Genomic DNA, 25,313 nt, shown 5'->3' on the forward strand with positions numbered 1-25,313 from the left:
AACCGGAGGGTCGGCCTCATGGCCACCGGGTGCGGCCGGTTCCTAGCGTTCCGGCCATGACTGATCGGATCACCGACTGGGCCACCGGCCTGATGGACGCCCTCGGGGCGCCGGGCGCGGGCGCCGCCATCGCCCTGGAGAACCTCTTCCCGCCGCTGCCCAGCGAGGTGATCCTGCCGCTCGCCGGATTCGCGGCGGGGCAGGGGCGGATGAGCCTGGTGGCCGCGCTGCTGTGGACCACCGCCGGTTCGGTCGTGGGCGCGCTCGCGCTGTACGGGGTGGGCGCGCTGCTCGGCCGGGAGCGGACCGTCGCGATCGCCGAGCGGCTGCCGCTGGTCAGGCCCGCCGATATCGACCGGACCGAGCGCTGGTTCGGGCGTCACGGCACCAAGGCGGTCTTCTTCGGCCGCATGGTGCCGATCTTCCGCAGCATGATCTCGGTTCCGGCCGGTATCGAGCGGATGCCCCTCCCGGTCTTCCTCGCCCTGACCACCCTCGGCAGCGCGATCTGGAACTCCGTGTTCGTCCTGGCCGGTTACGCGCTGGGCGACAACTGGCGCGACGTCACGGACTACGTCTCGGTCTACTCGAAGGCGGTGCTGGGCGCGGCCGGGCTCGCGGTGCTGGGATGGGTGGCGGTGCGGCTGGTCAGTCCCGGCCGCGGGAGACGGCGCGGATGATCTGGCTGCGGGCGCGCGCCCAGGTGACGGAGGAACGTGTCCCCAGGGCGCGGACGATGACCTCGCCCGCCGCGACGCCCTTCTCCTCGACCACGGTCAGCTGGGGCGCCGACCAGCCGATGTCGGCCAGCTCGCCGTGGCCGGGGCGCCAGGCGCGGTCGGCCGCGAGCAGCAGATCGGTGTCGAGCAGCGAATCGCCCGCGGCGAGCACCTCGTCGGCTCCGGTGCGGCTCTTGATCTCGGCGACGGCCGCGCTCTTGGTGAGCGGCTTGGGCACGGCGTAGATCTTGCGGCCCTGGAGGGAGACCGTCCAGCCGCGCGGGTCGGCCCACTGGGTGAGCTCCTTGACGTACCCCTCGGGCAGCAGCTCCCGCCTCACCACGAGATAGACGAACAGCTCCTCGGCCACCCGCTCCTTGAGCAGCCAGGCAGGGTCGGCGGTGGCGCCGAGGTGGGCGCGCACCTCCTCCAGGGGGGCGCATCCGTCGTCGAGGGCGGCGCGCACCCGCTGGTGCCAGTCGGCGTCGGGCTCGCCGTTGACCAGCAGCTGGCCGCCGTTGGCGCAGATCGCGAAGCGGGGGGCGGGGCCGGGGAGGCGGATGCGGCGGTACTGCTCGACGGTGCGGGTGGTCGTGGGGACGAAGACGGAGGTGCGGACCAGCTCGGCGAGCAGCCCGGCGGCGGTCTCGGTCAGGTACGACAGCGGCTTGCCCTCGTACGTCTCGACGCACAGCAGCCGCGGGGCCTCGGCGTCCGGCATCTCGAGGCCGAGCGCGGCCGCGGAGTAGATCAGGGTGCGGTCGAGGTCGCTTGCCACCAGAACGCTCATCGTGCCGCCGCCGTTCTCTCGTGTCTGCCGGCGGCGATGCCCGCCGTGTCCGCCGTGTCCGCGGTGTTCGCCGTGCCCGCGGTGTCCGCCGTGCCCGCGGTGTTCGCAGTGTCCGCGGTGTCGGCCGTCTTCTCGGAAGCCGTGCCGACCGTCTTTCCGTCGGCCCCGGTGGCGCCCCGGGTGTAGCGCGGGTGGATCAGCCCGACGCAGGTGTACGGGAGGTCGTCGGCCTCCTCGACCGGCACTCCGCGCTGCTCGGCGAGCAGCCGCACATGGTCCAGGTCCGCGCCCGCGCCGCGCTGGGCGAGGATCTTCCACGGGACGCGGCGCAGCAGCACCCGGGTGGTCTCGCCGACCCCCGGCTTGACGAGGTTGACGTCGTGGATGCCGTACTCCTGGCTGATCCGCTCGACCGCGGCCCAGCCCTCCCAGGTGGGGGTGCGGTCGGTGGCCGCGAGCCGCCCGGCGTCGGCCAGGGCCGCCTCGGTGACCTCGGCGAAGCGGGCCGAGACGGTGTCCAGGAAGTGCTCGGAGACATCCGAGCCGGCGAGTTCGCGGTAGTACTTCGCGCCGTGGAAGTCGTTCGGGCCGACGAGGTCGGCGCGGAGCACGGTGCGCGATATCAGCCCGGAGACGGTCGAGTTGAGGCACGCGGAGGGGACGAGGAAGTCGTCCCGGGTGCCGTAGGTGTCCACACAGCGGCCGGGGTCGGCGAGGACCGCGATCCGCGGATCGAAGTCCGGGTACGGGGCGACGGCGTCCGACAGCTCGCGGGTGATGGCGCCCTTACCGGTCCAGCCGTCGACGAAGACGACGTCGGACGGGTCGTGGTGGTCCGCCAGCCAGCGCAGCGCGGCGGTGTCGATGCCGCGGCCGCGCACGATGGAGATCGCGTAGTGCGGGAGGTCCAGCCCGTGGGCGTGGCGCGCCCAGCGGCGCATCAGCACCCCGACGGGGGTACCGGCGCGGGCGAGCGAGACGAGGACGGGCCGCGGGGAGCGCTCCGCGAGCACGGTCTCGGTGACCGCGCCTACCGCGCGGGCGATCCGGGCGGCGGAGGTGTCGAGGGCGGCCCGGAACAGCTCCTGGTAGCGCTCGTTCGGCTGGTACTCCACGGGCAGCGACTCGGCGTAGTGCGCACCCCCGCTCTGGATCGCCTCCTCCCGTTCCTCGGTGGGCGCCTCGAGGGTGACGTGCGAGAAGTCCTGGAGCAGCCAGCCGACCTCTTCGGGCGCGTAGGACGAGAAGTCCGGTCCGCGCAGGGGGCACCTCCCGCGGAACGCAGGGAGAGGCTCGTTCGACGGTTGGTGCATGGGCGGTGCCTGTCGTTCGGGGACGGTGCGGGGGGTGGGTGGGGTCTGGGGGCGGTAGGACGGCACCACGGCCAGCACCAGCCGGTCCGTGTGCGCGCTCAAGCCGGTGAGCAGCCCGCCGGGGGCGTGCAGCGCGGGTGTGTCGGCGGTCGAGTCGACGACGGCGACGACGGCGTCGAAGCGGCGGCCGGGGTCTGCGCCGGGCGCCACGTTGTACGCGTAGCGGGGCCCGGGGCCGTCGGCGGGGTCGTCGTGCGCGGGGAAGGTCAGCCGGGTCCTGATGGCGTACCCGGGGTCGTCGACGGCGAGCACGGGCGAGCGGGTGGTCGTCGAATACCGCACCTCGACGCCGTCGAGCACCTCGTCCAGCGCCTCCGCGATCCGCAGCGGCGCGTACATCAGCTCCTCGAACCCGAGGACGAGGACGCGACGGAGGGGGCGGGGCGGGGCGGGGGTGCCACCGGCGCCGGAGCCGCCCGCGTCACCACCCGGCCCGCCCGGGGCGGGTGCGGCCCCGGGCGAGGCTGCTGCGGAGTCGTCGGCGGGCGCGGGCGGTGCGTCCGGCGCGGCCGGGCGGTCCGGGTCGGGGTCCGGGTCCGGGTCCGGCACGGTGTGTCCCGCAGGCGCCGCCGGGGCGGTGTCGCCTGGCGCAGCAGAGGCGTCCGGCGCTTCCCCCAGCGCCAGCGCCGGCGCGAGGCGGGTGGCCAGGGTGGGGAGGGCCGCTTCGAGACGGGTGCGGTGGGCGGGGGTGAAACCGTGGCGGCCACCGTCCGGGAGCCCCTCGGGCCAGCCGAGGTCCACGCGGACAGCGGGCGCGGGCGCGCCCGCGCCGGGGGCGGTGGCGGTGGCGGTGGCGGTGGCGGCCTTACGGTGCTCGGGTGCGGCCTTACGGTCCTCGGCAGCGGCCTTACGGTTCGCGGGCGCGTCCTCACGGCCCTCGGCGGCCGCCTCGTGCGCGGCCACCAGCTCCGCGCCGCGCTCCAGGACGTCGTCGGGCAGGTGCACCGCTCCGGCCGCGGCGGCGACCAGGTCGACACGGGCGCCGAGGTCGGCCGCGAAGGCGTCCAGGCGGTCGCGGTCCTCCGGCGAGCGCATGTCCACCAGGGCGACCACCACATAGTGGTCGCGGGGGAAGCGGCGGTGGAGGGCGGCGATGGTGTTGAGGACCGTACGGCCGGTGGAGAACTCGTCGTCCACGAGGATCAGCGGACCCGTCGAGGCCAGGAACCCGGGGTCCTCGGGGAGCAGCAGATGGGAGGTGGCGTGGCTGTGCTCCTCCTCGAAGCCGCCCACCGTGGCGACGCCCGGGACCGGGCGGCGGGTGGAGTGGAGGTACGGGGCGAGGGCGAGCCCGTCGGCCACGCTGTGGCCGAGCCCGGTGGCGGTCTCCGCGTACCCGAGCACCACCGCGCGTGCCGCCGCCTCGTCGCCCAGCAGCTCCCGCACCCGGCGGCCGAGCCGCACGCCCGCGCCGTGGACGGTGGCGGGGCGCTGCGGGACATGCTTGCCGAGCACGTTGGAAACCAGCAGATGCGCCCGCTTGGGGTTGCGCCGCAGGGCCAGCCCGAGCAGCTCACGCAGCTCCGCGCCGCCGTCGCCGTTCGGGCCGCCGTCGCCGTACGGGCCGCTGTCGCCGTTCCGGCCGTCGTCTTCGCCCTGGCGGCCCTGGCGGCCCGCGTCGCTGAAGCCGTCGCCGTCCTCGACCCCGGCCCCGGCCCCGGCCAGCCGTACTCCGAGCCGGTCCGCGACCCACTGTCCCGACCACACGTTGTCCACGCTCACGCCGCCCTGCGCCTCGTTTCCATCGTCCCTCGTCCCTCGTCCCCGGCCCCGTGCCGGGCCCGGTTCCCTCTACGTCCGCAGGCTCGCCGCCAGCAGCTCCACAAAGCTCACATCCTCCCGGGCCACCCCGAAGACCTCCGCGCGCCGCAGGGTCCGCTCGGCCCAGGCCCGGTGCGGCTTCACCTCGTTCATTTTGTTGGTGTACGAGGAGCGCACCACACCGCCCCCGCAGCGCTGCGGCTCGAGGATGTCCACCGCGTCGCTGAACTCCTCGTGGCTGACGACGGAGAGCGCGTGCACCGGGGCCACATGGGTGGGGTGGATGCAGGTCTTGCCCTGGAGACCGTTGGCCCGGTCCAGCTCGATCTCGCGCAGCAGCCCGTCCATGTGGTGCTCGATCAGCGCGGTGCGCAGCGACTCGGCGCGGCCGCTGCTGAAGGGGCTGATCCGCAGCTGCGGCTTGAACATCCGCTCATGCGGTTTGAAGTACTCCCACACCGGCCCGGTGATCGTGAAGCCCGTGCCATCGGCCCGGCCCAGCATGTTCACCACGTCCGCGATCACGGACGCGACCAGCTGGACGTCGTAGGCGGTCATGTCGGGAGCCCTGCGCAGCCCGTACGCCGAGCACAGATCGGTGACCCCGAGCCGCAGCGCCAGCACCCGCTCCCGGTATTTGTCGACAATCCGGCTGATGCCGCTCAGGCTGTCGGTGCGCGTTTCGCGGTGCATCAGCTCGGGCGATTCGAGAACCGGCATCGCGAACAGCCGTCGGCCGCCCAACGCCTCGGTCACCTGGGCGGTTTCGGCCGACATCAGCGCCTCGAGAAAGGCCCCGCCACGCTCCTCGGTGAATTTCGGCAGTACGAATCCGGACAGCAGCCGCACGCCCGCTCCGAGCCGGGAGACGAGATCGACGATCTGTTCGGGGGTGCGGACCCGGATGAAGAGCAGCGGCAGCGAGACGCCCGAGTCGCGCCCGGACAGCTCCGCGAACTGCCGTACGAGGTTCTCCTCCGCGCCCGCCACCTCGGCGTCGTCGATGGAGTCCTCCAGGCACAGCACCATGGAGACAACGCCACGACCTGCCTGTTTGACGATATCCTCGGCCAGCCGGGGCCGGGTCGCCGGGCAGTACAGGGTGGCACCGAGGGCGACGGCCAGCGTCCGGGTGGGCGAGTCCACGCCGAATTCACCGGGCTCCCGGTGGAAGAGGTTGGCTCGCACCTCGACAGGCAGATGTTCGAAATGCCGCATACAACTCCCCGTACTGCCGGTACGCCGCCTCGGTCACGCTGACCCGCGGTTGGCCGATAATCGTACGTGCGGCCATGGGTCAAAAGTTCCCCAAGGGCGTGAAAATCACGTAACCCATGTGCGTCCGCGTGGTGTCCGGCATACCCGCCCTGCCGCCCCGTACCACCCCCGCACTGCCGCCCGCCGCGTACCCTGCGTTGTCCCCGCACCCACCGGGAAGGCAGGATTGCCGCCATGACGCAGGCGATGCTGAAGGGATCGAACATCCCGCTGGAGGCCACGGCCATACGCGCGGTGCTGCGCTGGACCCCCGGCACGGACGTACCCGACGTGGACGCTTCGGCGCTGCTGCTGGGGCCGGACGACCGGGTGCGCTCGGACGAGGACTTCGTCTTCTACAACCAGCCGCAGCACCCCTCGGGGCTGGTCCGGCATCTGCCCAAGAAGCCGAACCAGGACGCGCTGACTGACACCATCGAGGCCGAGCTGATCGGGCTGGAGCCGGAGATCCGCCGGGTGGTGATCGCCGCGTCCGCCGACGGCGGCACCTTCGGGCAGGTACGGGATCTGAGCCTGCTGCTCTACGACGCCTCGCCCGGTGCGCCGGACGCGGCGGATGCCGAGCCGGTCGCGATCTTCGCGGTGCTGCCGGACACCGGCAAGGAGACCGCGCTGATCTGCGGTGAGGTCTACCGGCGCGGCGACGGCTGGAAGTTCCGGGCCCTGGGGCAGGGCTATGAGTCGGGGCTGGTCGGGCTGGCCACGGAGTACGGGATCTCGGTGGAGGACGGCGAGGGCGGCCCGGAGGACGGCGCCGCGGCCGAACCGGAGGCCATCGCCGCACCCGAGCCCGCCGCCGTCCCCGAAGCCCCGGCCCCCGCCCCTGAGCCCGCGGCCGCCGCGACCTCCGCACCCGCTCCGGCCCCCGGCACTCCGCCCCCGCCGCCCTCCGACGCGACGACCCAGGCCCACCCCCCGGCTTACGGCTATCCGCACCCGGTGTCACCCGACCCCTGGGATCCACAGCGCACCCAGCCCATGCACCCCGCCGCCGCCCAGGGCGACAGCGGCTACGCCTATGTGCCGTCGCAGGTGCCGCCCCCGCCCCCGCAGGCCCCGGGCACGGGGTATCCACAGCCGCCCGCCCAGGCCCCGGCGCAGCCCGGCTATGGCTATCCACAGCCGCAGCCGCAGCCGCAGCCGGGATACGGCTATCCGCAGCCGCCCGCGTACGGCTATCCGCAGCAGGTGCAGCCGACGGGGGCGGTGCCGCCGCCCCCGCCGCCGATCCCCGCCCAGGTGCCGGACCCCCATTTCGTCCTGCCGCCGCAGGGCCCGCAATTCCAGAACCGATAAGTTCCAGAACCGATCAGTTCCCGAACGGACGAGAGGCGGGGCCGCGCGGCGGACCGGGGTCACACCTTGGACTTGTAGCCCCGGCCCCACTGGAGGCCCCAGCCGTACAGCCGGTCCAGCTCCGCCTGGAAGCCGTAGACGTACTTCACCTCGCGGCGGACCATCATCTCGCCCTTGACGTTCTCGATCAGCACGACGGCGCAGGAGCGCGCCTGCGGGGCGCGCTCGTCGAGCGCTATCTCCACCCGCGGCCCATTGCTCGGATAGAGCGTGACCAGGCCGTGGGTGCGGTCGAAGGCGGGGGTGCCGTCGTAGATGTAGACGAAGACGAGCAGTCGTTTGATGTCGTCCTTGTGGTCCATGTTGACGTAGACCGTCTCACCGGACCCGGAGCCGAACCGGTCGTCGCCGCTGAGCTTGACGTACGGCGCCTCGTTGAGATTGCCGAAGAACTCGCCCAGCGGCTGCACCACGCCCTTGGAGCCGCTCTTCAGCTCGTACATCACCGCGAGGTCGAGGTCGACATTGACCAACGCCGGTCCCTGGGCCTGCACCGGCTGGGGCTTGAACATCTGCAGCGGATGGCGCAGCGAGCCGCGCCTCGCCCTGCTGTTGAAGTCCGAGGTGCGCATCTGCCAGGAGAGGTTGATGCGCAGATTGCCGGTGGCGGCCCCCTGCTTGGTCAGCGAGATCGACGCATGCCGCTTGGTCAGCTCGACCACACCGGACGCGTCACCGCTGTCGAACTGGCGCCATGCGGACCGTCCCCAGTTGTTCCAGAACGCCATGGTGCGCACCCCCACCCTTCGTCGCTCGCTGCCTCTAGGCCGACAGAAGGCTGCCCGGGAAACAGCCCCACAAGCCGCCCGCCACCCGTCACCCGTCACCCGTCACCCGCTCAACTGCCGCGGGGCGGCCGGGAGGTCGGAAGACCTCGGCCGCCCCGCTCAGAGCGTTCCTCAAACACCGCCGCGTCACACCCCGGCGGTCAGACTCCGGAGGTCAGACCCCGGCGGTCAGACTCCGGAGGTGACTTCCGTCTTGGCCTCCGAATCCTCCCCGGCGGCCGCCTCCTTACGGTTGCGCCGAACCGAGGACCAGTACGAGGCGGCGATCAGCACCACGCCCACCAGGCCGGTGATGACCTCGTTGATCTCGTACTTGATCGTGACCAGCAGGATCACGGCCAGCGCGCCGATCGCGTAGTGCGCGCCGTGCTCCAGGTAGACGTAGTCGTCCAGGGTGCCCCTGCGGACCAGGAAGACGGTCAGCGACCGGATGTACATGGCTCCTATGCCAAGACCCAGCGCCATCTCGAAGATGTCGTTGGTGATCGCGAAGGCGCCGATGACCCCGTCGAAGGAGAAGGACGCGTCGATGACCTCGAGGTAGAGGAAGAGGAAGAACGCGGCCTTGCCGGCCAGGCCGACCACGGAGGCGCCGCTGGAGCCACGGCCGCCGCTCCCGTTGAGCTGAGCGTTCGTGGCCGCCTTCGCGCCCTCGTCGCTCTCGCCCTCGGCCTCACCGGCCTCGTCGCCCTCGTCTTCGTCCTCCTCCTCTTCGAGCTTGTCCTCGAAGTAGCCGGAGATGCCGCCGACGATCAGATAGGTGAGCAGACCGGCGACGCCGGACAACAGGACGGTGGCGCTCTTGTCACCGCCGCCGTGGGCCACGTCGGTGGCCACGGTGCTGGCGGCGATCAGCAGCCCGACCAGGGCGACCACGATCGAGAACGTGTCCAGCTTGCCCAGCTTGGCGAGCGGCTTCTCCAGCCACCCCAGCCACCTGATGTCCCGCTCCTCGAAGATGAAGTCGAGGAAGATCATCAGCAGGAAGATCCCGCCGAAGGCCGCGATCGCCGGATGCGCCGCCGTGACCAGGTGCTCGTACTGGTTCTTGTCGTTGATCGCGAGATCGACGGCCTCGATGGGGCTCATCTTGGCCGTGACGGCGACGATGATCACCGGGAAGACCAGCCGCATGCCGAAGACGGCGATCAGGATGCCGACGGTCAGGAAGATCTTCTGCCAGAAGGCGTTCATCTTGCGCAGAATGCCCGCGTTGATGACCGCGTTGTCGAATGAGAGCGAGATCTCCAGGATCGAGAGGATCCCGACGATGGCGAGCCCCTGCCACCCCCAGAGGACGCCGGCCAGGGCCAGACCGATCGCCGTGATGGCGAACGACCAACCAAAGGTTTTGAGGAGCACTGCCAACCCAATCCTTCGTCGTAAGGTCTCCCCCGCGCGCTTTACGCGGCTTTACGAAACGTTGACTCCGAAGTCTAGAGCGATGCCTCGCAGACCCGACGCGTACCCCTGCCCCACGGCCCTGAACTTCCATTCGCCGCCATAGCGATAGACCTCGCCGAAGATCATCGCGGTCTCGCCGGAGGCGTCCTCGGAGAGGTCGTAGCGGGCCAGCTCCTGGCCGTCCGCCTGATTCACCACCCGAATGAAGGCATTGCTGACCTGCCCGAACGTCTGACGCCTGGCCTCGGCCTCATGGATCGAGACCGGGAAGACGATCTTGTCGACCTCGGCCGGGACCTTGCCCAGATCGATCAGCAGGGACTCGTCGTCACCCTCGCCCTCGCCGGTGAGGTTGTCGCCGGTGTGCTCGACGGAGCCCTCGGGGCTCTTGAGGTTGTTGTAGAAGATGAAGTACTCATCGCCGAGCACCCGCCCCGACTGGCACAGCATGGCGCTGGCGTCGAGGTCGAACGGCGCCCCGGTGGTGGAGCGCGCGTCCCAGCCCAGGCCGATGAGCACCTGTGTGAGATTCGGAGCGGCTTTGGAGAGGGAGACATTGCCCCCCTTGGCGAGTGTGACGCCCATGATGCTGTTTCCTCCCCGCGGTGGTGCATGGGTGATACGCGTCCGGCGCCGCACCCCTGCCCCTGGGGCGCGGGGGGTGCGGCGCCGGAATGACTGCCCTGTCGACGGCCTTCGGCGGCCTTCGACGGCCCGTTCGGACGTCGCTCAGACGTTGACGCCGAAGTCCTGCGCGATGCCGCGCAGACCCGAGGCGTAGCCCTGGCCGATGGCGCGGAACTTCCACTCCGCCCCGTTCCGGTACAGCTCGCCGAAGACCATGGCGGTCTCGGTCGAGGCGTCCTCGGAGAGGTCGTAGCGGGCGAGCTCATTGCCGTCGGCCTGGTTCACCACGCGGATGAAGGCGTTGCGCACCTGGCCGAAGCTCTGCTGACGGGTTTCGGCGTCGTAGATCGACACCGGGAAGACGATCTTGGCGACATCGGCGGGGACCCCCGCCAGGTTCACCTTGATCTGCTCGTCGTCGCCCTCGCCCTCACCGGTGATGTTGTCACCGGTGTGCTCCACGGAGCCGTCGGGGCTCTTGAGGTTGTTGAAGAAGACGAAGTTCTGGTCGTTGCCGACCTTGCCCTCGGCGTTGGTCAGCAGGGCGCTGGCGTCGAGGTCGAAGTCCGTGCCCGTGGTGGTACGGGCGTCCCATCCGAGACCCACGACGACCGCGGTCAGGTTCGGGGCTTCCTTGGTCAGCGAGACGTTGCCGCCCTTGCTGAGGCTGACTCCCACGAGTCCTCCCAAAAAAGGTTCGTCAGGAGCACTGCGTGCCCCTTCATCAAAGGTTTCCCATCAGGATCAACGCGTCGATCCTAGTGAGCGGTTCCCGGCCGCTACAGGGTTTCGCCGGGCCTTGGCTACCGGGTTTCGCCGGGCCTTGGCTACAGGGTTTCCAGGGCCTTGGCGTAGTCGTTCAGGTCCCGGGCGTCGGGCAGGCCGTTGACGACCGTCCAGCGCACCACGCCCTCCTTGTCGATCACGAAGGTGCCGCGCACCGCGCAGCCCTTGTCCTCGTCGAAGACGCCGTAGGCGCGGCTGGTCTCGCCGTGCGGCCAGAAGTCCGACAGCAGGGGGTACTCAAGGCCCTCCTGCTCGGCGAAGACCCGCAGGCTGAAGGGCGAGTCATTGGAGACCGCCAGCAGCTGGACGTCGTCGTTGACGAACGTCGGCAGCTCGTCGCGGAGCGCGCACAGCTCGCCGGTGCACACGCCGGTGAAGGCGAACGGGTAGAAGAGCAGTACGACGTTCTTCTCGCCCCGGAAGTCGGAGAGCCTGACCGACTCGCCGTGCTGGTTCTTCAGCTGGAAGTCAGGGGCCTTCGCGCCGACCTCTATCGCCATGGGAGCCATCCCTTCGCTCACGTTCGGAAGATCATGTTTGGCATGATCAAGGTTTGAATTGATCATGAGGTGCGCGGCCCAGCCTACGCTCAGAGCCCCCCTCCGTAAGGGAACGGAGGGGGGCTCTGGGGTGTGGATTCGCCGGCCTCAGCGCTTGCCGCTGCGCGCGGCTTTGGGCGTGACCAGGCGGCTGCCCGTCCAGTCCTTGCCCGCGTTGAAGCTCTTGGTCTGGGACAGGCCGGCAGTGGTCGCCGCCTCATTGATGTCGCTCGGCTCGACATAGCCGTCACGGCCGGTCTTGGGCGTCAGCAGCCAGACCGGTGCGCCGTCGTCGATCATCTGGATGGCGTCCACCAGCGCGTCCGTCAGGTCGCCGTCGTCCTCCCGGAACCACAGCACAACGGCGTCGGCCACATCGTCGTACTCCTCGTCGACGAGCTCCTGGCCGGTGATCTCCTCGATGGACTCGCGGAGCTCCTGGTCGACATCGTCGTCGTAGCCGATCTCCTGGACCACCTGTTCGGGCTGAAAACCCAGCCTCGCGGCAGGGTTGGTCCGCTCCTCCGCGTGGTCCGCGGTCGCGCTCACGGATTGCCTCCTGTCATCTTTCATTCACTCTTCGAGTCTGCGCGCCCCGCGCGCGTACGCGAGGCTTGGGCGTAGTCCACACGGGCCGGGCGGATCGCGCAAGTACCCGGCCAGCGATCCCGCCCAAACGTTGACGTGTCGCCGCAACTCCCATCATGGAGGAACGGTACGCAACGCCGCGCGGTCGACCGGATTGCCCGAGGATGTCCGGCTTACGTGTGTGTCTAGCCACCCTACGCCGCTCCCGTGCCGAACGGTCGTACGCAGACGACCCCGGTCGTGGGCGTAAGGTTGCGATTCGGCCGTCGCGCGTGGGACGGCCGTCCGAAGCGCCCGTCCCACCTGGTGATGGTTACCACTCGGTAGAGGTGACGTATCCCGTACCCGAGGTACACGATGGAGAACGGCGCGACAGCAGCAGAGCACGAATCCATGTCCGTGCACAGCACGACCGAAAAGCGAAGGAATAGCGTGGCTTCCGGATCCGATCGCAACCCGATCATCATTGGCGGCCTTCCCAGCCAGGTCCCGGACTTCGATCCCGAAGAGACCCAGGAATGGCTCGACTCGCTCGACGCAGCCGTCGATGAGCGAGGCCGGGAACGTGCCCGCTACCTGATGCTTCGCCTGATCGAGCGCGCCCGCGCGAAGCGCGTCGCCGTGCCCGAGATGCGCAGCACGGACTACGTCAACACCATCGCCACCAAGGACGAGCCGTTCTTCCCCGGCAACGAGGAGATCGAGCGCAAGGTCCTCAACGCGACCCGCTGGAACGCGGCGGTGATGGTCTCCCGGGCGCAGCGCCCGGGGATCGGGGTCGGTGGGCACATCGCCACCTTCGCCTCGTCCGCCTCGCTGTACGACGTGGGGTTCAACCACTTCTTCCGCGGCAAGGACCACGACAGCGGCGACCAGATCTTCTTCCAGGGCCATGCCTCCCCCGGCATCTACGCCCGTGCCTTCCTGCTCGACCGGCTGAGCGAGGACCATCTGGACGGATTCCGTCAGGAGAAGTCCAAGCTCGGTCACGCGCTGTCCAGCTACCCGCACCCGCGGTCGATGCCGGACTTCTGGGAGTTCCCGACGGTCTCCATGGGCCTGGGCCCGCTCGGCGCGATCTTCCAGGCGCGGATGAACCGCTATATGGAGGCGCGCGGCGTGGCCGACACCTCCAACTCCCACGTCTGGGCGTTCCTCGGCGACGGCGAGATGGACGAGCCGGAGTCCCTCGGCCAGCTCTCCCTGGCCGCCCGTGAGGGCCTGGACAACCTGACCTTCGTGGTCAACTGCAACCTCCAGCGGCTCGACGGCCCGGTGCGCGGCAACGGCAAGATCATCCAGGAGCTGGAGTCGCAGTTCCGCGGCGCCGGCTGGAACGTGATCAAGCTGGTCTGGGACCGCACCTGGGACCCGCTGCTGGCGCAGGACCGCGACGGCATCCTGGTCAACCGGCTGAACACGACGCCGGACGGTCAGTTCCAGACGTACGCGACCGAGACCGGCTCCTATATCCGCGACCACTTCTTCGGTGACGACCAGCGACTGCGCAAGATGGTCGAGGGCATGACCGACGACCAGATCCTGCACCTGGGCCGCGGCGGTCACGACCACAAGAAGATCTACGCGGCGTACTCGGCGGCCAAGGCTCACAGGGGCCAGCCGACGGTGATCCTCGCGCAGACCGTCAAGGGCTGGACGCTCGGCCCGAACTTCGAGGGCCGCAACGCGACCCACCAGATGAAGAAGCTGACGGTCGACGACCTCAAGCGCTTCCGCGACCGGCTGCACCTGCCGATCCCGGACCAGGAGCTGGAGTCCGGCCTCCCGCCGTACTACCACCCGGGCCGGGACTCGGAGGAGATCCAGTACATGCACGACCGCCGCAAGGCGCTGGGCGGCTACGCGCCGACCCGTGTCGTGCGCGCCAAGCCCCTTCAGCTGCCGGGCGACAAGACCTACGCCACGCTGAAGAAGGGCACCGGTCAGCAGCAGATCGCCACCACCATGGCGTTCGTACGGCTGCTGAAGGACCTGATGCGGGACAAGGAGATCGGCAAGCGGTTCGTGCCGATCGCGCCCGACGAGTACCGCACCTTCGGCATGGACTCGCTGTTCCCCTCGGCGAAGATCTACTCGCCGCTGGGCCAGATGTATGAGTCGGTCGACCGTGAGCTGCTGCTTGCCTACAAGGAGTCGCCGACCGGTCAGATGCTGCACGACGGCATCTCCGAGGCGGGCTGTACGGCCTCGCTGATCGCGGCGGGCTCCGCGTACGCCACGCATGGCGAGCCGCTGATCCCGGTCTACGTCTTCTACTCGATGTTCGGCTTCCAGCGCACCGGTGATCAGTTCTGGCAGATGGCCGACCAGCTGGCGCGCGGCTTCGTGCTGGGCGCGACCGCCGGTCGTACGACCCTGACCGGTGAGGGTCTCCAGCACGCGGACGGCCACTCCCAGCTGCTGGCCTCGACCAACCCGGCGGTCGTCGCGTACGACCCGGCGTTCGGCTTCGAGATCGCCCATATCGTCCAGGACGGTCTGCGCCGGATGTACGGCGAGAACAGTGAGGACGTCTTCTACTACCTCACCGTCTACAACGAGCCGATCCAGCACCCGGCCGAGCCTTCGAGCGTGGACCGCGAGGGCATCCTCAAGGGCCTCTACCGCTACCGGCAGGGTGAGAAGGGCTCCGTACCGGCGCAGATCCTCGCCTCCGGTGTCGCGGTGCCGTGGGCGCTCGAGGCCCAGCGCATCCTGGCCGAGGACTGGAACGTCAAGGCGGACGTCTGGTCGGCCACGTCCTGGAACGAGCTGCGCCGGGACGCCGTCGAGGTGGAGCAGCACAACCTGCTCCACCCGGAGGAGGAGCAGCGCGTTCCGTACGTCACCCGGAAGCTCGCGGACGTGGAGGGCCCGAAGGTGGCCGTCTCCGACTGGATGCGTGCGGTTCCCGACCAGATCGCGCGCTGGGTGCCCGGCACGTACCAGTCGCTGGGCGCGGACGGCTTCGGCTTCGCCGACACCCGTGGCGCGGCGCGGCGCTTCTTCCACATCGACGCCGAGTCGATCGTGCTCGGCGTCCTGACGGAGCTGGCCCGCGACGGAAAGATCGACCGCTCGGCCCTCAAGCAGGCGATCGACCGCTACCAGCTCCTGGACGTGGCCGCCGCCGACCCGGGCCCGGCAGGCGGCGACGCGTAGCCGTCTACGACGGCCGTAAGCCGCCCACGACGGCAGCAAACTGAACGCGGGGCGGGCTGGACCTTCCAGCCCGCCCCGCGTCGTCGTGTGCCCCGCCCGGTCAGCGTTCCCAGATTTTGAAGGCGCGGACCTGGTAGGGGGTTTCGGGGGCCCAGGTGCCGGTGGGGTAGGTGTGGAACTCGGCCGTCTCGGCGCATTCGCGGCTCTGATAGGCCGTCACCGGGCGGCCCGTGCGGTTCGCCAGGGACGCGGCGGTGGTGCCGGACGGCAGGGGGACACAGCTTTCGATGTCGACGTCGGCCAGTTCATGGGTCTGGCGCGCCCCCGTGAAGCCGCCGCTCCGCCACAGGCACAGCTGCCCGGCGGCGCAGTTCCCCAGCCGCGGTGGGGCGGCGGGCCGGGCCGCCGCGGCCGCGGCGGCGGCGGCCGGGGCGGCGGCGGCCGGGGCGGCGGCGGCCGGGGCGGCGGCGGCCGGGGCGAGGGTGGCGGTGAGGGCCAGAGCCGAGACGGCGGCCGTAATGATCTTGCGCATAACGCTTTCGCTCCCCGTGTGGAAAGAACAGAACGGGAGCCAGCCTGTCCGCCGGCTCCCGTTCGCCACCATGGGGTCGATCAAGGTCCACCCTGATAGGGGGTTGACCGCGAGGGGTCAGATGTGGACGGCGCCCCCGGACGCCTCCGCGTTCTCACCGCGCTTGGTGAAGGCCGCCACCAGGGCCGCGACCACCGAAACGACGGCGGCCACCGTGAAGGCGAGCCCCATCCCTGACACGAAGGTGTCATGCGCGACGGCCGTGATCTTGCCCGCGACCTCCGGCGGAGTGCCCTTGGGGACGGGGGCGATGCCGACCTCGACCGCGTCCGACGCCTTGGACTCCGCGCCCTTGGGCATCGGCGGCAGCCCGGCGCCGGCCCACTTCTCCGGCAGCGCGCTGTCCACCCGGCCCGCCATGACCGCGCCCAGGACGGACGTGCCGAGGCTGCCGCCGACCTGCATCGCGGCCTGCTGGAGGCCGCCGGCCACACCGGCGTGCTGGATCGGGGCGTTGCCGACGATGACCTCGGTGGCGCCGACCATCACCGGCCCGAGGCCGAGGCCCAGCAGGGCGAACCACACGGCCATCTCCACGCCACCGCTGTTCACGTCGAGCCGGGACATGCCGAACATCGCCACGGCGGTGATCGCCATGGCGATCACCAGCGGCGCCCGCGGCCCGAACTTGGTGATCAGCGCACCGGCCAGCGGCGAGGCGACGATCATCATCGCGGTGAGCGGCAGCAGCCGCAGCCCGCTGTCGACGGGGCTCATCCCGTGCACGTTCTGCAGATAGAAGGTGACGAAGAACAGCCCGCCCATGAAGCCGAAGGCCATCAGCAGCATCAGCACGGTGCCCGCGCTCAGCGGCACCGAGCGGAACATGCTGAGCGGCAGCAGCGGCTCCGCCGTCCGGTTCTCCCAGAAGACGAAGACGGCGAAACAGACCGCCGCCAGGCCCAGGAAGAGCAGCGTGCGCTGGTCCGTCCAGTGCCAGTCGGCGGCGTTGATGAGCGCCCAGATGAGGCAGAACATCGCGCCGGACAGCAGCACGATGCCGGGGATGTCGAAGGACCGCGGGGCGTGCTCGGCGCGGTGGTCCACCAGGAGCAGCAGGCCGAGGACCACGGCCAGCACGCCGACGGGCGCGTTGATGAAGAAGACCGACTGCCAGTTGACGTGCTCGACGAGCAGTCCGCCGACGATGGGCCCGGCGGCGGTGGAGGCGCCGATCACCGCGCCCCAGATGCCGATGGCCATGTTGAGCTTCTCGGCGGGGAAGGTGGCACGCAGCAGCCCGAGCGCCGCCGGCATCAGCAGCGCGCCGCACAAGCCCTGCAGCACCCGGAACGCCACGACGAGCGACACCTCGCCGGAGAAGCCGATGGCGGCCGAGGAGAGGGCGAAGCCGACGACGCCGATGAGGAAGGTCTGCCGGTGGCCGAAGCGGTCACCCAGCTTGCCCGCCGTGATCAGCGCGACGGCGAGGGCCAGCAGATAGCCATTGGTGATCCACTGCACATCGGCGAGCGAGGCGCCGAGGTCCTTCTGGATGGCTGGGTTGGCGATGGCGACGATCGTGCCGTCGAGGGCGACCATCGTCACGCCGAGGGCGACGGTGAGAAGCGTCAGCCATGGATGACCCCGAAGCCCCTTCGGGGCATCGGCTATGGGAGGTTCCGACGCCGAATCGGCGACGGTGGTCGAAGAGGTCATGACCGGAGGCTAATGTCAGCGTCTGACAATTGACAAACCGATTCATCCGCCGGTAACTGACGTTTTAGTCACAGGTATCCTGAGCAGCCGCAACGCGGCCCCACACCGGTAGAAAGCGAGCCGATAGGTGACGACGGACGAGGCAGTGGCGGGCACGACGACGCCACCACCACCGGCCGGGCTGCGCGAGCGCAAGAAGCAGCGGACGCGAAGCGCCCTGGTGCGCTCCGCACTGGAGTTGTTCACCCGTCAGGGATACGAGCGGACGACGGTCGACGAGATCGCCGAGGCGGTCGAGGTCTCCCAGCGCACCTTCTTCCGGTACTTCGCCAACAAGGAGGAGGTCGCCTTCGCGAGCCAGGAGGCGGCCGAGTGCCACTTCTTCGCCGCCCTGTGCGGACGCCCCGCGGGCGAGGCGCCGCTGGCCGCGCTGCGCGGCGCGATCCTCGGCGCCTGGGGGAGCATCGGGGAGGCCATCGAGCAGCTGGTGTCGCCCGAGCTCCATATGCGGATGTACCGGGTGATCGAGTCCACGCCGAGCCTGCTCGCGGTCCATCTGCGCCGCACCGCGGAGATGGAGGAGCGGCTGGCGCGCGAGATCGCCCGCCGCGAGGGGCTGGACATCGACGCCGATCCGCGGCCGCGGCTGGTGGTCGCGATGTTCGGCGGGGTGATCCGGGTGGCCGGGAAGCTGTGGACCGAGGGTGAGGAGGACAGCGTCGTCACATTGCGAGACCTCACCGCGTTCCATCTTGATTACGTGGGTCCCACTCTCGCCGAGAAATGGGATAAATAGCATCAATTCCGACATAGCTCCCAAGCATTCCCGCTTTCAAACGTGATATGAATCACGGGATTTGGCACGCGACGCCGCGCTTCTCCTAGGGTGTCCCGCGGTGACTTCCTTCTCGGAGCTCGGCTCCCCCTCTCCCGGTTCCACCGCCTGGCGCGCCCTGCTCGCGCTGGCGGTGGTCTTCGTCCTCCTCGCCACGACCGGCTGGACGGCCGTACGGAGCCACAGAGGAGCCCCGGACGCGCTCTCCGCGTCGATGGACGCCTGGCGCCACGGATCGCTCGGCGGCCGCGCGCTGCCCGACCCGTACGGCTCGCCGCGCACCCTCGGCCGCTGGTTCGGCTCGCTCACCAAGACCCAGACCGACCGCGTGGTGCGGCGCTATCCGCTGGCCGTGGGCAATCTCAACGGCGCGCCGGTGACCCTGCGCTACCGCGCCAACCGTGTCGCCCTGTTCAAGGCGCGCGCCGACGAGCGCAAACGGATCCACGACACCCGGCTCACCCCGATGGGCCGCTCGGACGCGACACGCCGGATGCACCGCTACGAGGACCTGCTGGGCACCGGGCGGCAGATCCTCGCCTTCGACCCCTCGGGCGCCGGCCGGGCCGCCGAGGTCTTCGGCGACCTCGCCCACGCCAACCGGGTCTCGATCGTGGTGCCGGGCGTGGACACCGACATCCTGACGTTCCAGAAGACCGAGCGCCCGTACACCGCCACGGTCGGAATGGCTCGGGCGCTCTACGACAACGAGCGGGCCGATGCCCCGGACACCAAGACGGCCGTCATCGCCTGGGCCGACTACACCACCCCGGCCGGGATCGGCATGGACGCGGCCACCGGCAAGCTGGCCGCCCAGGGCGCGGTGCGGCTGCGCGCGCTGGTCAACGCGCTGCCCTCGCTCTCCCGGGTCTCGCTGATGTGCCACAGCTACGGCTCGGTGGTGTGCGGGGTCGCCGCCCGCGACCTGCCGCCCAAGGTCACCGATATCGCGGTGGCCGGCAGCCCCGGGATGCGCGCCGGCCATGTCTCCGATCTGGGGACCAGCGCCCGGGTGTGGGCGATGCGCGACTCCGGCGACTGGATCGAGGACATTCCGCATCTGGAGTTCGGCGGGCTCGGCCACGGCGCGGACCCGGTCTCCTCCGGCTTCGGCGCCCGGGTGCTGGCCGCGGACGGGGCGGATGGACACGCCGGATACTTCGAACCGGGCACGACCAGCCTGGACAACTTCGCGCGGGTGGGAATCGGCGCTGTCCAGTCCGTGAGCTGCGGCGACGGCGACGACTGCACCGCGGGGCTGCGCTGACGCCCGGCATAAACACCGGAAACTCTAGTGACGCGCGTAGCCTCAAAGGGGGACGGGCGGGCCACCGCCGCATACGATGAGCCGCATGGGTGATGTGCTGGCCGGTTTTCAGACCGTCTGGGAGTTCGACACCGACTCCATGCTCATCCGCTTCGAACGGGGGATCCGCACGCCGAAGCTGCTTCAGGCGCTCGGCGAACGCCGCATCCCCTTCGAGGCGCTGTCCGGGGTGGAGCTCGTCGTGGGCAAACGCGGAACGGTGGTGTTGCGCGCCGTGCCCAGACCGGGCGCCGACCCACTGATGGACGCCGCCGACGGCCAGCTCAAGGAGGCGTACGACCCGTACCGCCTGGTGCTGCCGGCCGAGCGGGAGACCCTCGCCGACTACTACGCCGAGCGGATACGCGAGTCCCTCGGCCCCGAGGCGGACACCGCGGCCGAGGCGCATCTGGTGACCGTGCCCACGCCGCCGCTGTCCTTCAAGGCGTACGACGGCAAGGCGTCCTTCGACGGCAAGGCCATCTCCTTCCGCTGGTTCTGGACCGGCGCCTCCTCGGAGAAGTGGAAGGTCGGGGACCAGCGCTTCCGGATCGACGAACTCACCGGTGTGGAGTGGCGTTCGCCGGAGAGCCGCGGCTCGGCGGGCACCGCCCCCAAGGAGGGCTCCGCCAAGGCCGGTGGAGCCAAAGGGGGTTCCGGCAAGGACGGCACGGCCAGGAACGGCACCGGCAAGGTCTCCCCCAAGGGCGGTGGCCACGGCCATCTGCGGCTGCTGCGGCGCTCCGCCGAGGACCAGCCCGCCGACCGCCCCGACCGGGACCCGGCGGCCGTCGTGTTCGGGATGGGCTACGGCCTCGTCCACCAGTCGCTGCCGTTCGCCGCGGCCGTCCTGGAGGCCATACGGGCCTCCTCCCCCATACCGTGCGCCGAAGGCGCCCCGGCCCCGAACCGGGCCGCCGCCCCGCGCCGCGACCCCGCCGACATCGCCGAGCGCATCCGTCACCTGGGCGAGCTGCACACGGCCGGGCTGCTGACCGACGACGAGTTCAGCGCGAAGAAGGCCGAGCTGCTGGCGGAGCTGTAAGTGTCCGGTCCCTCCTCCGCACCGGCCGGAGAGGCCGCCGGCGCCGCATCGGCCACCGCCTCCTCCACCGCGCACGAGAGCCTGCCCAAGGCCGCCCGGCGGCAGGCGGGCGGCCTCGCCCGCGCCCTGGTGACCCCCAGCTATCCGGCGACACCGCTGTTCGCCCAGTCGCCCAGGAGCTGGCTGCGCAGGGTGCCGTACGGCGTGGCGATGATCCTCACCACGATCCTGGTCCCCACCACCGCCCAGATGCTCTCCCATGACTACGGGGTGGGCGGCGGCGTCGCCACGCTGCTCGGCATCGTCCAGGGCAGCCCGCTGCTGCTGTCCGTCACCCGCCCCCTGCAGGCGTGGTGGATCGTCTTCCTCTCCGACCTGGTCTGCGCCCTGGTGGTGCTCGGCACCGCGGACCATCTGGAGAACCGGGTCTGGCCCTGGCTGCCGGGCGCCATCATCGGCTATCTCTTCCTGCTGCTCGCCCTCGCGCTGCGCGAACCGCGCCGCACCCTGGTGGCGGTGTGGCTGGTCACCGGCACCGCGGGACTGGCGCTCGGCATGGCCTTCCCGGACAAGAGCAACGGCAGCAATGTGGTGCTGTTCGTGCTCAGCGGCGTGGTGCTGCTCGTCGCCGGGGCGCTGCGCGAGCGCGGGGACGCCCAGCGGCGGCTGGCCGAGCAGGAGACGATCAGCGAGGCCGAACGGGCCCATCGCACCCTGCTGGAGGAGCGCACCCGGATCGCCCGTGAACTGCACGATGTGGTCGCCCACCACATGTCGGTGATCACCGTGCAGGCGGACAGCGCCCCGTACCGGATCGGCGGTCTGCCGTCCGAGGCGGAACGGGAGTTCTCCACCATCGCCGCCACCGCCCGGGAGTCGCTCGCCGAAATGCGGCGGCTGCTGGGCGTGTTGCGCAGCGAGGAGACGCGCGGGGAGCGGGCGCCGCAGCCGGGGCTGCGGCAGGTGCCGCAGCTGGTCGAGGCGACGGTACGGGCCGGGATACCGACCACGCTGACCATCGCGGACGACGTGGCCGAGCTCGAACCGCTGCCCCAGGCCGTGGGGCTGTCCGCGTACCGCATCGTGCAGGAGGCGCTGGCCAATGTGGTGCGGCACGCGCCGGGCGCCGCCACCCGGGTGGCCATCTACGCCGAGGACGGCTCGGCGCTGACCCTGCTGGTGGTCAACGGCCCGGCCGACAGCGCGCCCACCAAGCCCCTGGAGACCAGCGGCACCGGCCACGGCCTGGTCGGCATGGTCGAGCGGGTACGGCTCGTCGGCGGCATGCTCGACACCGGCCCGCTGCCCGACGGCGGCTTCCGCGTAGCGGCCCGCCTCCCCCTGGTAGACCTCGAAGAGACGGACCCGTCATGACCATCAAGGTGATCATCGTCGACGACCAGGCGATGGTGCGGGCGGGGTTCGCCGCCCTGCTCGCCGCGCAGAGCGATATCGACGTCGTGGGCGAGGCGCCGGACGGGCGGGAGGGCGTGGAGGTCAGCCGCCGCAGCCACCCCGATGTGGTGCTGATGGACGTGCGGATGCCCGAGATGGACGGGCTCGAGGCGGCCCGGCAGCTGCTGGACCCGCCGCGCGGGGTCACCCACCGGCCCAAGGTCCTGATGCTCACCACCTTCGACGTGGACGACTACGTCTACGAGGCGCTGCGCGCCGGGGCCAGCGGCTTTCTGCTGAAGGACGCCCCGCCGGCCGATCTGATCTCCGCGGTCCGGGTGGTGGCGGCGGGCGAGGCGCTGCTCGCCCCGTCCGTCACCCGCCGGCTGATCGCCGACTTCGCCCGCCAGCGCCCCGCCCCGCGCCGCGACGGCCCGGCCCTGCGGCGCAGCGGGCTGACGCCGCGTGAGACCGAGGTGCTGGAGCTGATCGCGCGGGGCCTGTCCAACCAGGAGATCGCCGAATCGCTGGTGCTCGCGGAGCAGACCGTGAAGACGCACATCGGCCGGGTGCTGGCCAAGCTGGGGCTGCGCGACCGCGCCCAAGCGGTGATCTTCGCCTATGAGTCGGGCCTGGTGACACCGGGCCAATGACCCCGGCCGGGCGGCCACCCCCTACTGGGGTATGACATCCCACTTGGCACCGGGGGGTGACGTACCGCCACCCGACACCTCTCTACCTTTCCCTCCGCCACCGACGGAACCACCGCCGGAACCACTCACGGAACCACCGACGGAACCGCCGACGGAACCACTCACGGAACCACCGACGGAACCGCCGACGGAACCGCTGCCGGAAGAGGGAAAGCCGCCGCCATGTCCCAGACGCTACGCACCAGGCACTACGCACGACGCCTGATCACCGCGGCGCTCACCATCACCGTCATGGCGGGGACGGCCGGCTGGACGGTGGCCCACGAGGAGCAGGCCATCACCGGGCCGCCGCCGGGGACCGCCGCATGGCTGGCGGACCATTCGCTGGGCGGGGCCGGGCGCGAGCTGCCCGATCCGGCCACCGCCTCGCCCGCCGGGATCGCCCGGTTCTTCGACCGGCTCACCGAGGTCCAGCGGAAGGCGCTGGTCATCCGGCACCCCGAGGTGGTGGGCAATCTGGACGGGGCACCGCTGAGCCTGCGGTACGAGGCCAACACCCGGGCGATCCGGGCCGCCTGGCACAAGGAGCGCAAGGCCGATCCGAAGAGCCCGCTCGCCGAGCGGTACGCGGCGCTGCTGGAGCCCGGCCGCCAGATCCTCGCCTTCGATCCGCGCGGGCGCGGCCAGGTGGCGGAGGTGTACGGGGACTTGGCGGCGGCCCGGCGTACGGCCGTGATCGTGCCCGGCTCGGACATCGACCTGGACGACTTCGACCGCACGGGCGACCCGTACGGCGCCCCGGCCGGGATGGCCCGGTCGCTGCGGGCGCGGATGGCCGAGGACGCGCCCACGACCCCGACCGCCGTCATCGCCTGGGTCGGCTACACCACCCCGGTCGGGCTGGGCCCGGACGCCGCCACCAGCCGGCTGGCCAAGGCGGGCGCGCCCCGCCTGGACCGGTTTCTGGCCGGGCTCGCCGTGACCACCGCGGCCACCGCCGACGCCCCGCCCGCCGTCTTCTGCCACAGCTACGGCTCGGTGGTCTGCGGTCTCGCCGCCTCCGCGATGGACCGCGCCCGCGTCTCCGACCTGGTGGTGCTGGGCAGCCCGGGGATGCGCGCGGACAGCGCCGAGGCCCTGCGCACCGGGGCCCGGGTCTGGGCGGCGCGCGACCGCACCGACTGGATCCGCCGGGTGACCGGCTATGACTTCCTGGGCCTGGGCCACGGCGACGACCCGACCGATCCGTCCTTCGGTGCCCGGGTGGTCTCCTCCGAGAGCGCCCACGGGCACACCGGCTACTTCGCGCCGGGGACGGATTCGCTGCGCAACTTCTCGCGGATCGCACTGGGGGACTTCGACGAGGTGCGGTGCGCGGAGGAGGACGGCGGCGGTCCGGGCACGGGGCCGGACTGCCGCCAGGGCCTCGACTGACGACCGTCCCGGGCCCGGCACCGTTCGTTACTCGCCGTTCGTTACTCCCGGCCCGCGCTCGTCGCGCTCATATCGGCGTAGCGGGCGCCCGCCACCTGGCCCGCGATCGGCTCCAGCGCCGCCAGTTCGTCCGCGCTCAGCTCGATCCGGGTCGCGCCGGTGTTCTGCTCGATCCGGGCGCGGGTGCGGGTGCCGGGGATCGGCACCACGGCGAGCCGGTGCACCTCGGCCTGCTGCTGCACCCAGGCCAGCGCGATCTGGGCGAGCGTGGCCCCGCGCGCCTCGGCGATCTTCCGGAGCGGCTCCAGCAGCGCGGCGTTGGCGGCCGCGTTGTCGCCGGTGAAACGGGGCTGATGGCGGCGGAAGTCGTCCTCGCCGAGCTCCTGCTCGGCCTGGACGAAGGAGCCGGTGAGGAAGCCGCGGCCGAGCGGCGAGTACGGCACGAGGGCGACGCCCAGTTCGCGGGCGGCCCCGACCACGCTCTCCTCGATGTCGCGGCTGAACAGCGACCACTCCGACTGCACCGCCGCGATGGGGTGCACCGCGTGCGCCGCGCGCAGCTCGTTCGCCGTGACCTCGCTCAGCCCGAGGTGCTTGACCTTCCCCTCGGCCACCAGCTCGGCCATGGCGCCGACGCTCTCCTCCAGCGGCACCTCGGGGTTGCGCCGGTGCATGTAGTACAGGTCGATATGGTCCACCCCGAGGCGGCGCAGGCTGCCCTCGACGGCCTGGCGGATGTACGGGCGGTCGTTGCGTATCCGCTGGCGGCCGAACGGGTCGCTCTCGTCGCGCTCGATGGCGAACTTGGTGGCCAGGGTGATCCGGTCCCGGTTGGCCCGGACGAAGGGGGAGATGAACTCCTCGTTCCGCCCGAAGCCGTAGACGTCGGCGGTGTCGAAGAGCGTGACGCCCAGTTCCAGGGCCCGCTCCAGCGTGGCCCGCGCCTCCGCCTCATCGTGGGTCGGTCCGTAGGCCCAGCTCATGCCCATGCAGCCCAGGCCCTGGACGCCGACCTCGGGTCCGCCGGTCCCCAGGCCGACGGTCGCGATGGTCTCGTTGGTGCTGTCGTTCATCTGGAACCTCCGAGGAAGTCCCCGCCTTCAGGCGGGGGAGGAATCGGACTCCTGCGGAGCAGGGCAGGGAAGCCGAATCGCCACCGGGGCGATCCGGCGTCCGCCATTGACAATCCGTCAGGCAGTCACTAGCTGATGTGCTAGTTTGTG

Annotated in this window: 21 protein-coding genes; 9 read left to right on the forward strand and 12 right to left on the reverse strand. The window is 70.9% G+C overall.

All coding sequences use genetic code 11. The annotated features are described in order from the left end of the window. Window positions 1–56: 56 nt before the first annotated feature. Complete coding sequence (locus J2Z30_RS29030; protein WP_044575994.1) at window positions 57–680, forward strand: DedA family protein; 624 nt, start codon at window positions 57–59, stop codon at window positions 678–680. On the opposite strand, the gene J2Z30_RS29035 is transcribed toward J2Z30_RS29030, so the two are convergent. The 3 genes from J2Z30_RS29035 to J2Z30_RS29045 form a co-directional block, all read right to left on the reverse strand. After that, window positions 649–1,509 carry an HAD family hydrolase gene (locus J2Z30_RS29035; protein ID WP_044575991.1) on the reverse strand — a complete coding sequence of 287 codons (861 nt, stop codon included), beginning with the start codon at window positions 1,507–1,509 and terminating at the stop codon, window positions 649–651. The genes J2Z30_RS29030 and J2Z30_RS29035 overlap by 32 nt on opposite strands. Beyond that, on the reverse strand, window positions 1,506–4,403 hold the full coding sequence (locus J2Z30_RS29040) for a phosphoribosyltransferase (protein ID WP_063791114.1): 2,898 nt from the start codon (window positions 4,401–4,403) through the stop codon (window positions 1,506–1,508). The genes J2Z30_RS29035 and J2Z30_RS29040 overlap by 4 nt, the downstream gene beginning before the upstream one ends. A 270-nt stretch (window positions 4,404–4,673) precedes the next feature. After that, complete coding sequence (locus tag J2Z30_RS29045) at window positions 4,674–5,861, reverse strand: HpcH/HpaI aldolase/citrate lyase family protein (RefSeq protein ID WP_044575989.1); 1,188 nt, start codon at window positions 5,859–5,861, stop codon at window positions 4,674–4,676. Window positions 5,862–6,095: 234 nt separating this feature from the next. On the opposite strand from J2Z30_RS29045, the gene J2Z30_RS29050 reads away from it, so the two are divergent. Continuing rightward, window positions 6,096–7,217: a TerD family protein gene (locus J2Z30_RS29050; protein WP_044575986.1), complete on the forward strand. Its 1,122-nt coding sequence runs from the start codon at window positions 6,096–6,098 to the stop codon at window positions 7,215–7,217. A 59-nt stretch (window positions 7,218–7,276) separates the two neighbouring features. On the opposite strand, the gene J2Z30_RS29055 is transcribed toward J2Z30_RS29050, so the two are convergent. The 6 genes from J2Z30_RS29055 to J2Z30_RS29080 form a co-directional block, all read right to left on the reverse strand. Then, window positions 7,277–8,005, reverse strand: coding sequence for a TerD family protein (locus J2Z30_RS29055; RefSeq protein WP_044581989.1), 729 nt, complete (start codon window positions 8,003–8,005; stop codon window positions 7,277–7,279). A gap of 228 nt (window positions 8,006–8,233) precedes the next feature. Then, a complete protein-coding gene (locus J2Z30_RS29060; protein WP_044575984.1) occupies window positions 8,234–9,427 on the reverse strand; it encodes a DUF475 domain-containing protein in 1,194 nt (397 codons plus the stop codon). A 51-nt stretch (window positions 9,428–9,478) separates the two neighbouring features. Further along, window positions 9,479–10,054, reverse strand: coding sequence for a TerD family protein (locus J2Z30_RS29065; RefSeq protein ID WP_044575983.1), 576 nt, complete (start codon window positions 10,052–10,054; stop codon window positions 9,479–9,481). Between the two features lie 144 nt (window positions 10,055–10,198). Next, window positions 10,199–10,774 (reverse strand): TerD family protein, encoded by a 576-nt coding sequence (locus tag J2Z30_RS29070; RefSeq protein WP_009718272.1) that lies wholly within the window; start codon window positions 10,772–10,774, stop codon window positions 10,199–10,201. Between the two features lie 149 nt (window positions 10,775–10,923). Beyond that, entirely contained in the window at window positions 10,924–11,382 is a 459-nt protein-coding gene (locus J2Z30_RS29075) for a peroxiredoxin (protein WP_020871584.1), read from the reverse strand. A gap of 147 nt (window positions 11,383–11,529) precedes the next feature. Beyond that, window positions 11,530–11,970: a DUF3052 domain-containing protein gene (locus tag J2Z30_RS29080; protein WP_014060347.1), complete on the reverse strand. Its 441-nt coding sequence runs from the start codon at window positions 11,968–11,970 to the stop codon at window positions 11,530–11,532. A gap of 471 nt (window positions 11,971–12,441) precedes the next feature. Between J2Z30_RS29080 and aceE the strand changes: the two genes are divergently transcribed. After that, on the forward strand, window positions 12,442–15,171 hold the full coding sequence (aceE, locus tag J2Z30_RS29085) for a pyruvate dehydrogenase (acetyl-transferring), homodimeric type (RefSeq protein ID WP_044575980.1): 2,730 nt from the start codon (window positions 12,442–12,444) through the stop codon (window positions 15,169–15,171). Between the two features lie 100 nt (window positions 15,172–15,271). On the opposite strand, the gene J2Z30_RS29090 is transcribed toward aceE, so the two are convergent. Both J2Z30_RS29090 and J2Z30_RS29095 read right to left on the reverse strand, forming a co-directional pair. After that, window positions 15,272–15,703 (reverse strand): peptidase inhibitor family I36 protein, encoded by a 432-nt coding sequence (locus J2Z30_RS29090; protein ID WP_044575979.1) that lies wholly within the window; start codon window positions 15,701–15,703, stop codon window positions 15,272–15,274. A 117-nt stretch (window positions 15,704–15,820) separates the two neighbouring features. Then, entirely contained in the window at window positions 15,821–17,422 is a 1,602-nt protein-coding gene (locus J2Z30_RS29095) for an MFS transporter (RefSeq protein ID WP_044575978.1), read from the reverse strand. A 127-nt stretch (window positions 17,423–17,549) separates the two neighbouring features. Here J2Z30_RS29095 and J2Z30_RS29100 point away from each other — a divergent pair, with 127 nt between their 5' ends. The 6 genes from J2Z30_RS29100 (at window position 17,550) to J2Z30_RS29125 (ending at window position 24,090) form a co-directional block, all read left to right on the forward strand. Beyond that, window positions 17,550–18,218 (forward strand): TetR family transcriptional regulator, encoded by a 669-nt coding sequence (locus J2Z30_RS29100; RefSeq protein WP_044575977.1) that lies wholly within the window; start codon window positions 17,550–17,552, stop codon window positions 18,216–18,218. Between the two features lie 100 nt (window positions 18,219–18,318). Further along, on the forward strand, window positions 18,319–19,524 hold the full coding sequence (locus J2Z30_RS29105; protein WP_044575975.1) for an alpha/beta hydrolase: 1,206 nt from the start codon (window positions 18,319–18,321) through the stop codon (window positions 19,522–19,524). Between the two features lie 85 nt (window positions 19,525–19,609). After that, on the forward strand, window positions 19,610–20,608 hold the full coding sequence (locus tag J2Z30_RS29110; protein ID WP_044575974.1) for a DUF4429 domain-containing protein: 999 nt from the start codon (window positions 19,610–19,612) through the stop codon (window positions 20,606–20,608). After that, entirely contained in the window at window positions 20,609–21,982 is a 1,374-nt protein-coding gene (locus J2Z30_RS29115) for a sensor histidine kinase (RefSeq protein ID WP_044575972.1), read from the forward strand. It begins immediately after the preceding gene. Next, window positions 21,979–22,656 (forward strand): response regulator, encoded by a 678-nt coding sequence (locus J2Z30_RS29120; protein WP_044575969.1) that lies wholly within the window; start codon window positions 21,979–21,981, stop codon window positions 22,654–22,656. Before J2Z30_RS29115 ends, J2Z30_RS29120 begins: the two co-directional genes overlap by 4 nt. Before the next feature lie 222 nt (window positions 22,657–22,878). Beyond that, a complete protein-coding gene (locus J2Z30_RS29125) occupies window positions 22,879–24,090 on the forward strand; it encodes an alpha/beta hydrolase (protein ID WP_044575967.1) in 1,212 nt (403 codons plus the stop codon). A gap of 41 nt (window positions 24,091–24,131) precedes the next feature. Here the strand turns inward: J2Z30_RS29125 and J2Z30_RS29130 are convergent, their stop codons facing one another. Next, a complete protein-coding gene (locus J2Z30_RS29130) occupies window positions 24,132–25,163 on the reverse strand; it encodes an aldo/keto reductase (protein ID WP_044575964.1) in 1,032 nt (343 codons plus the stop codon). Window positions 25,164–25,313: the final 150 nt, after the last annotated feature.

It is taken from the genome of Streptomyces iranensis, from assembly GCF_017874715.1.
Lineage (GTDB): Bacteria > Actinomycetota > Actinomycetes > Streptomycetales > Streptomycetaceae > Streptomyces > Streptomyces iranensis.

Excerpts from the sequence above, each read along its gene's own strand:
- J2Z30_RS29030 (WP_044575994.1), top strand. The coding sequence starts at position 57 with ATGACTGATCGGATCACCGACTGGGCCACCGGCCTGATGGACGCCCTC.
- J2Z30_RS29035 (WP_044575991.1), bottom strand. The coding sequence starts at position 1,509 with ATGAGCGTTCTGGTGGCAAGCGACCTCGACCGCACCCTGATCTACTCC.
- J2Z30_RS29045 (WP_044575989.1), bottom strand. The coding sequence starts at position 5,861 with ATGCGGCATTTCGAACATCTGCCTGTCGAGGTGCGAGCCAACCTCTTC.
- J2Z30_RS29050 (WP_044575986.1), top strand. The coding sequence starts at position 6,096 with ATGACGCAGGCGATGCTGAAGGGATCGAACATCCCGCTGGAGGCCACG.
- J2Z30_RS29055 (WP_044581989.1), bottom strand. The coding sequence starts at position 8,005 with ATGGCGTTCTGGAACAACTGGGGACGGTCCGCATGGCGCCAGTTCGAC.
- J2Z30_RS29065 (WP_044575983.1), bottom strand. The coding sequence starts at position 10,054 with ATGGGCGTCACACTCGCCAAGGGGGGCAATGTCTCCCTCTCCAAAGCC.
- J2Z30_RS29075 (WP_020871584.1), bottom strand. The coding sequence starts at position 11,382 with ATGGCGATAGAGGTCGGCGCGAAGGCCCCTGACTTCCAGCTGAAGAAC.
- J2Z30_RS29090 (WP_044575979.1), bottom strand. The coding sequence starts at position 15,703 with ATGCGCAAGATCATTACGGCCGCCGTCTCGGCTCTGGCCCTCACCGCC.
- J2Z30_RS29095 (WP_044575978.1), bottom strand. The coding sequence starts at position 17,422 with ATGACCTCTTCGACCACCGTCGCCGATTCGGCGTCGGAACCTCCCATA.
- J2Z30_RS29110 (WP_044575974.1), top strand. The coding sequence starts at position 19,610 with ATGGGTGATGTGCTGGCCGGTTTTCAGACCGTCTGGGAGTTCGACACC.
- J2Z30_RS29120 (WP_044575969.1), top strand. The coding sequence starts at position 21,979 with ATGACCATCAAGGTGATCATCGTCGACGACCAGGCGATGGTGCGGGCG.
- J2Z30_RS29125 (WP_044575967.1), top strand. The coding sequence starts at position 22,879 with ATGTCCCAGACGCTACGCACCAGGCACTACGCACGACGCCTGATCACC.
- J2Z30_RS29130 (WP_044575964.1), bottom strand. The coding sequence starts at position 25,163 with ATGAACGACAGCACCAACGAGACCATCGCGACCGTCGGCCTGGGGACC.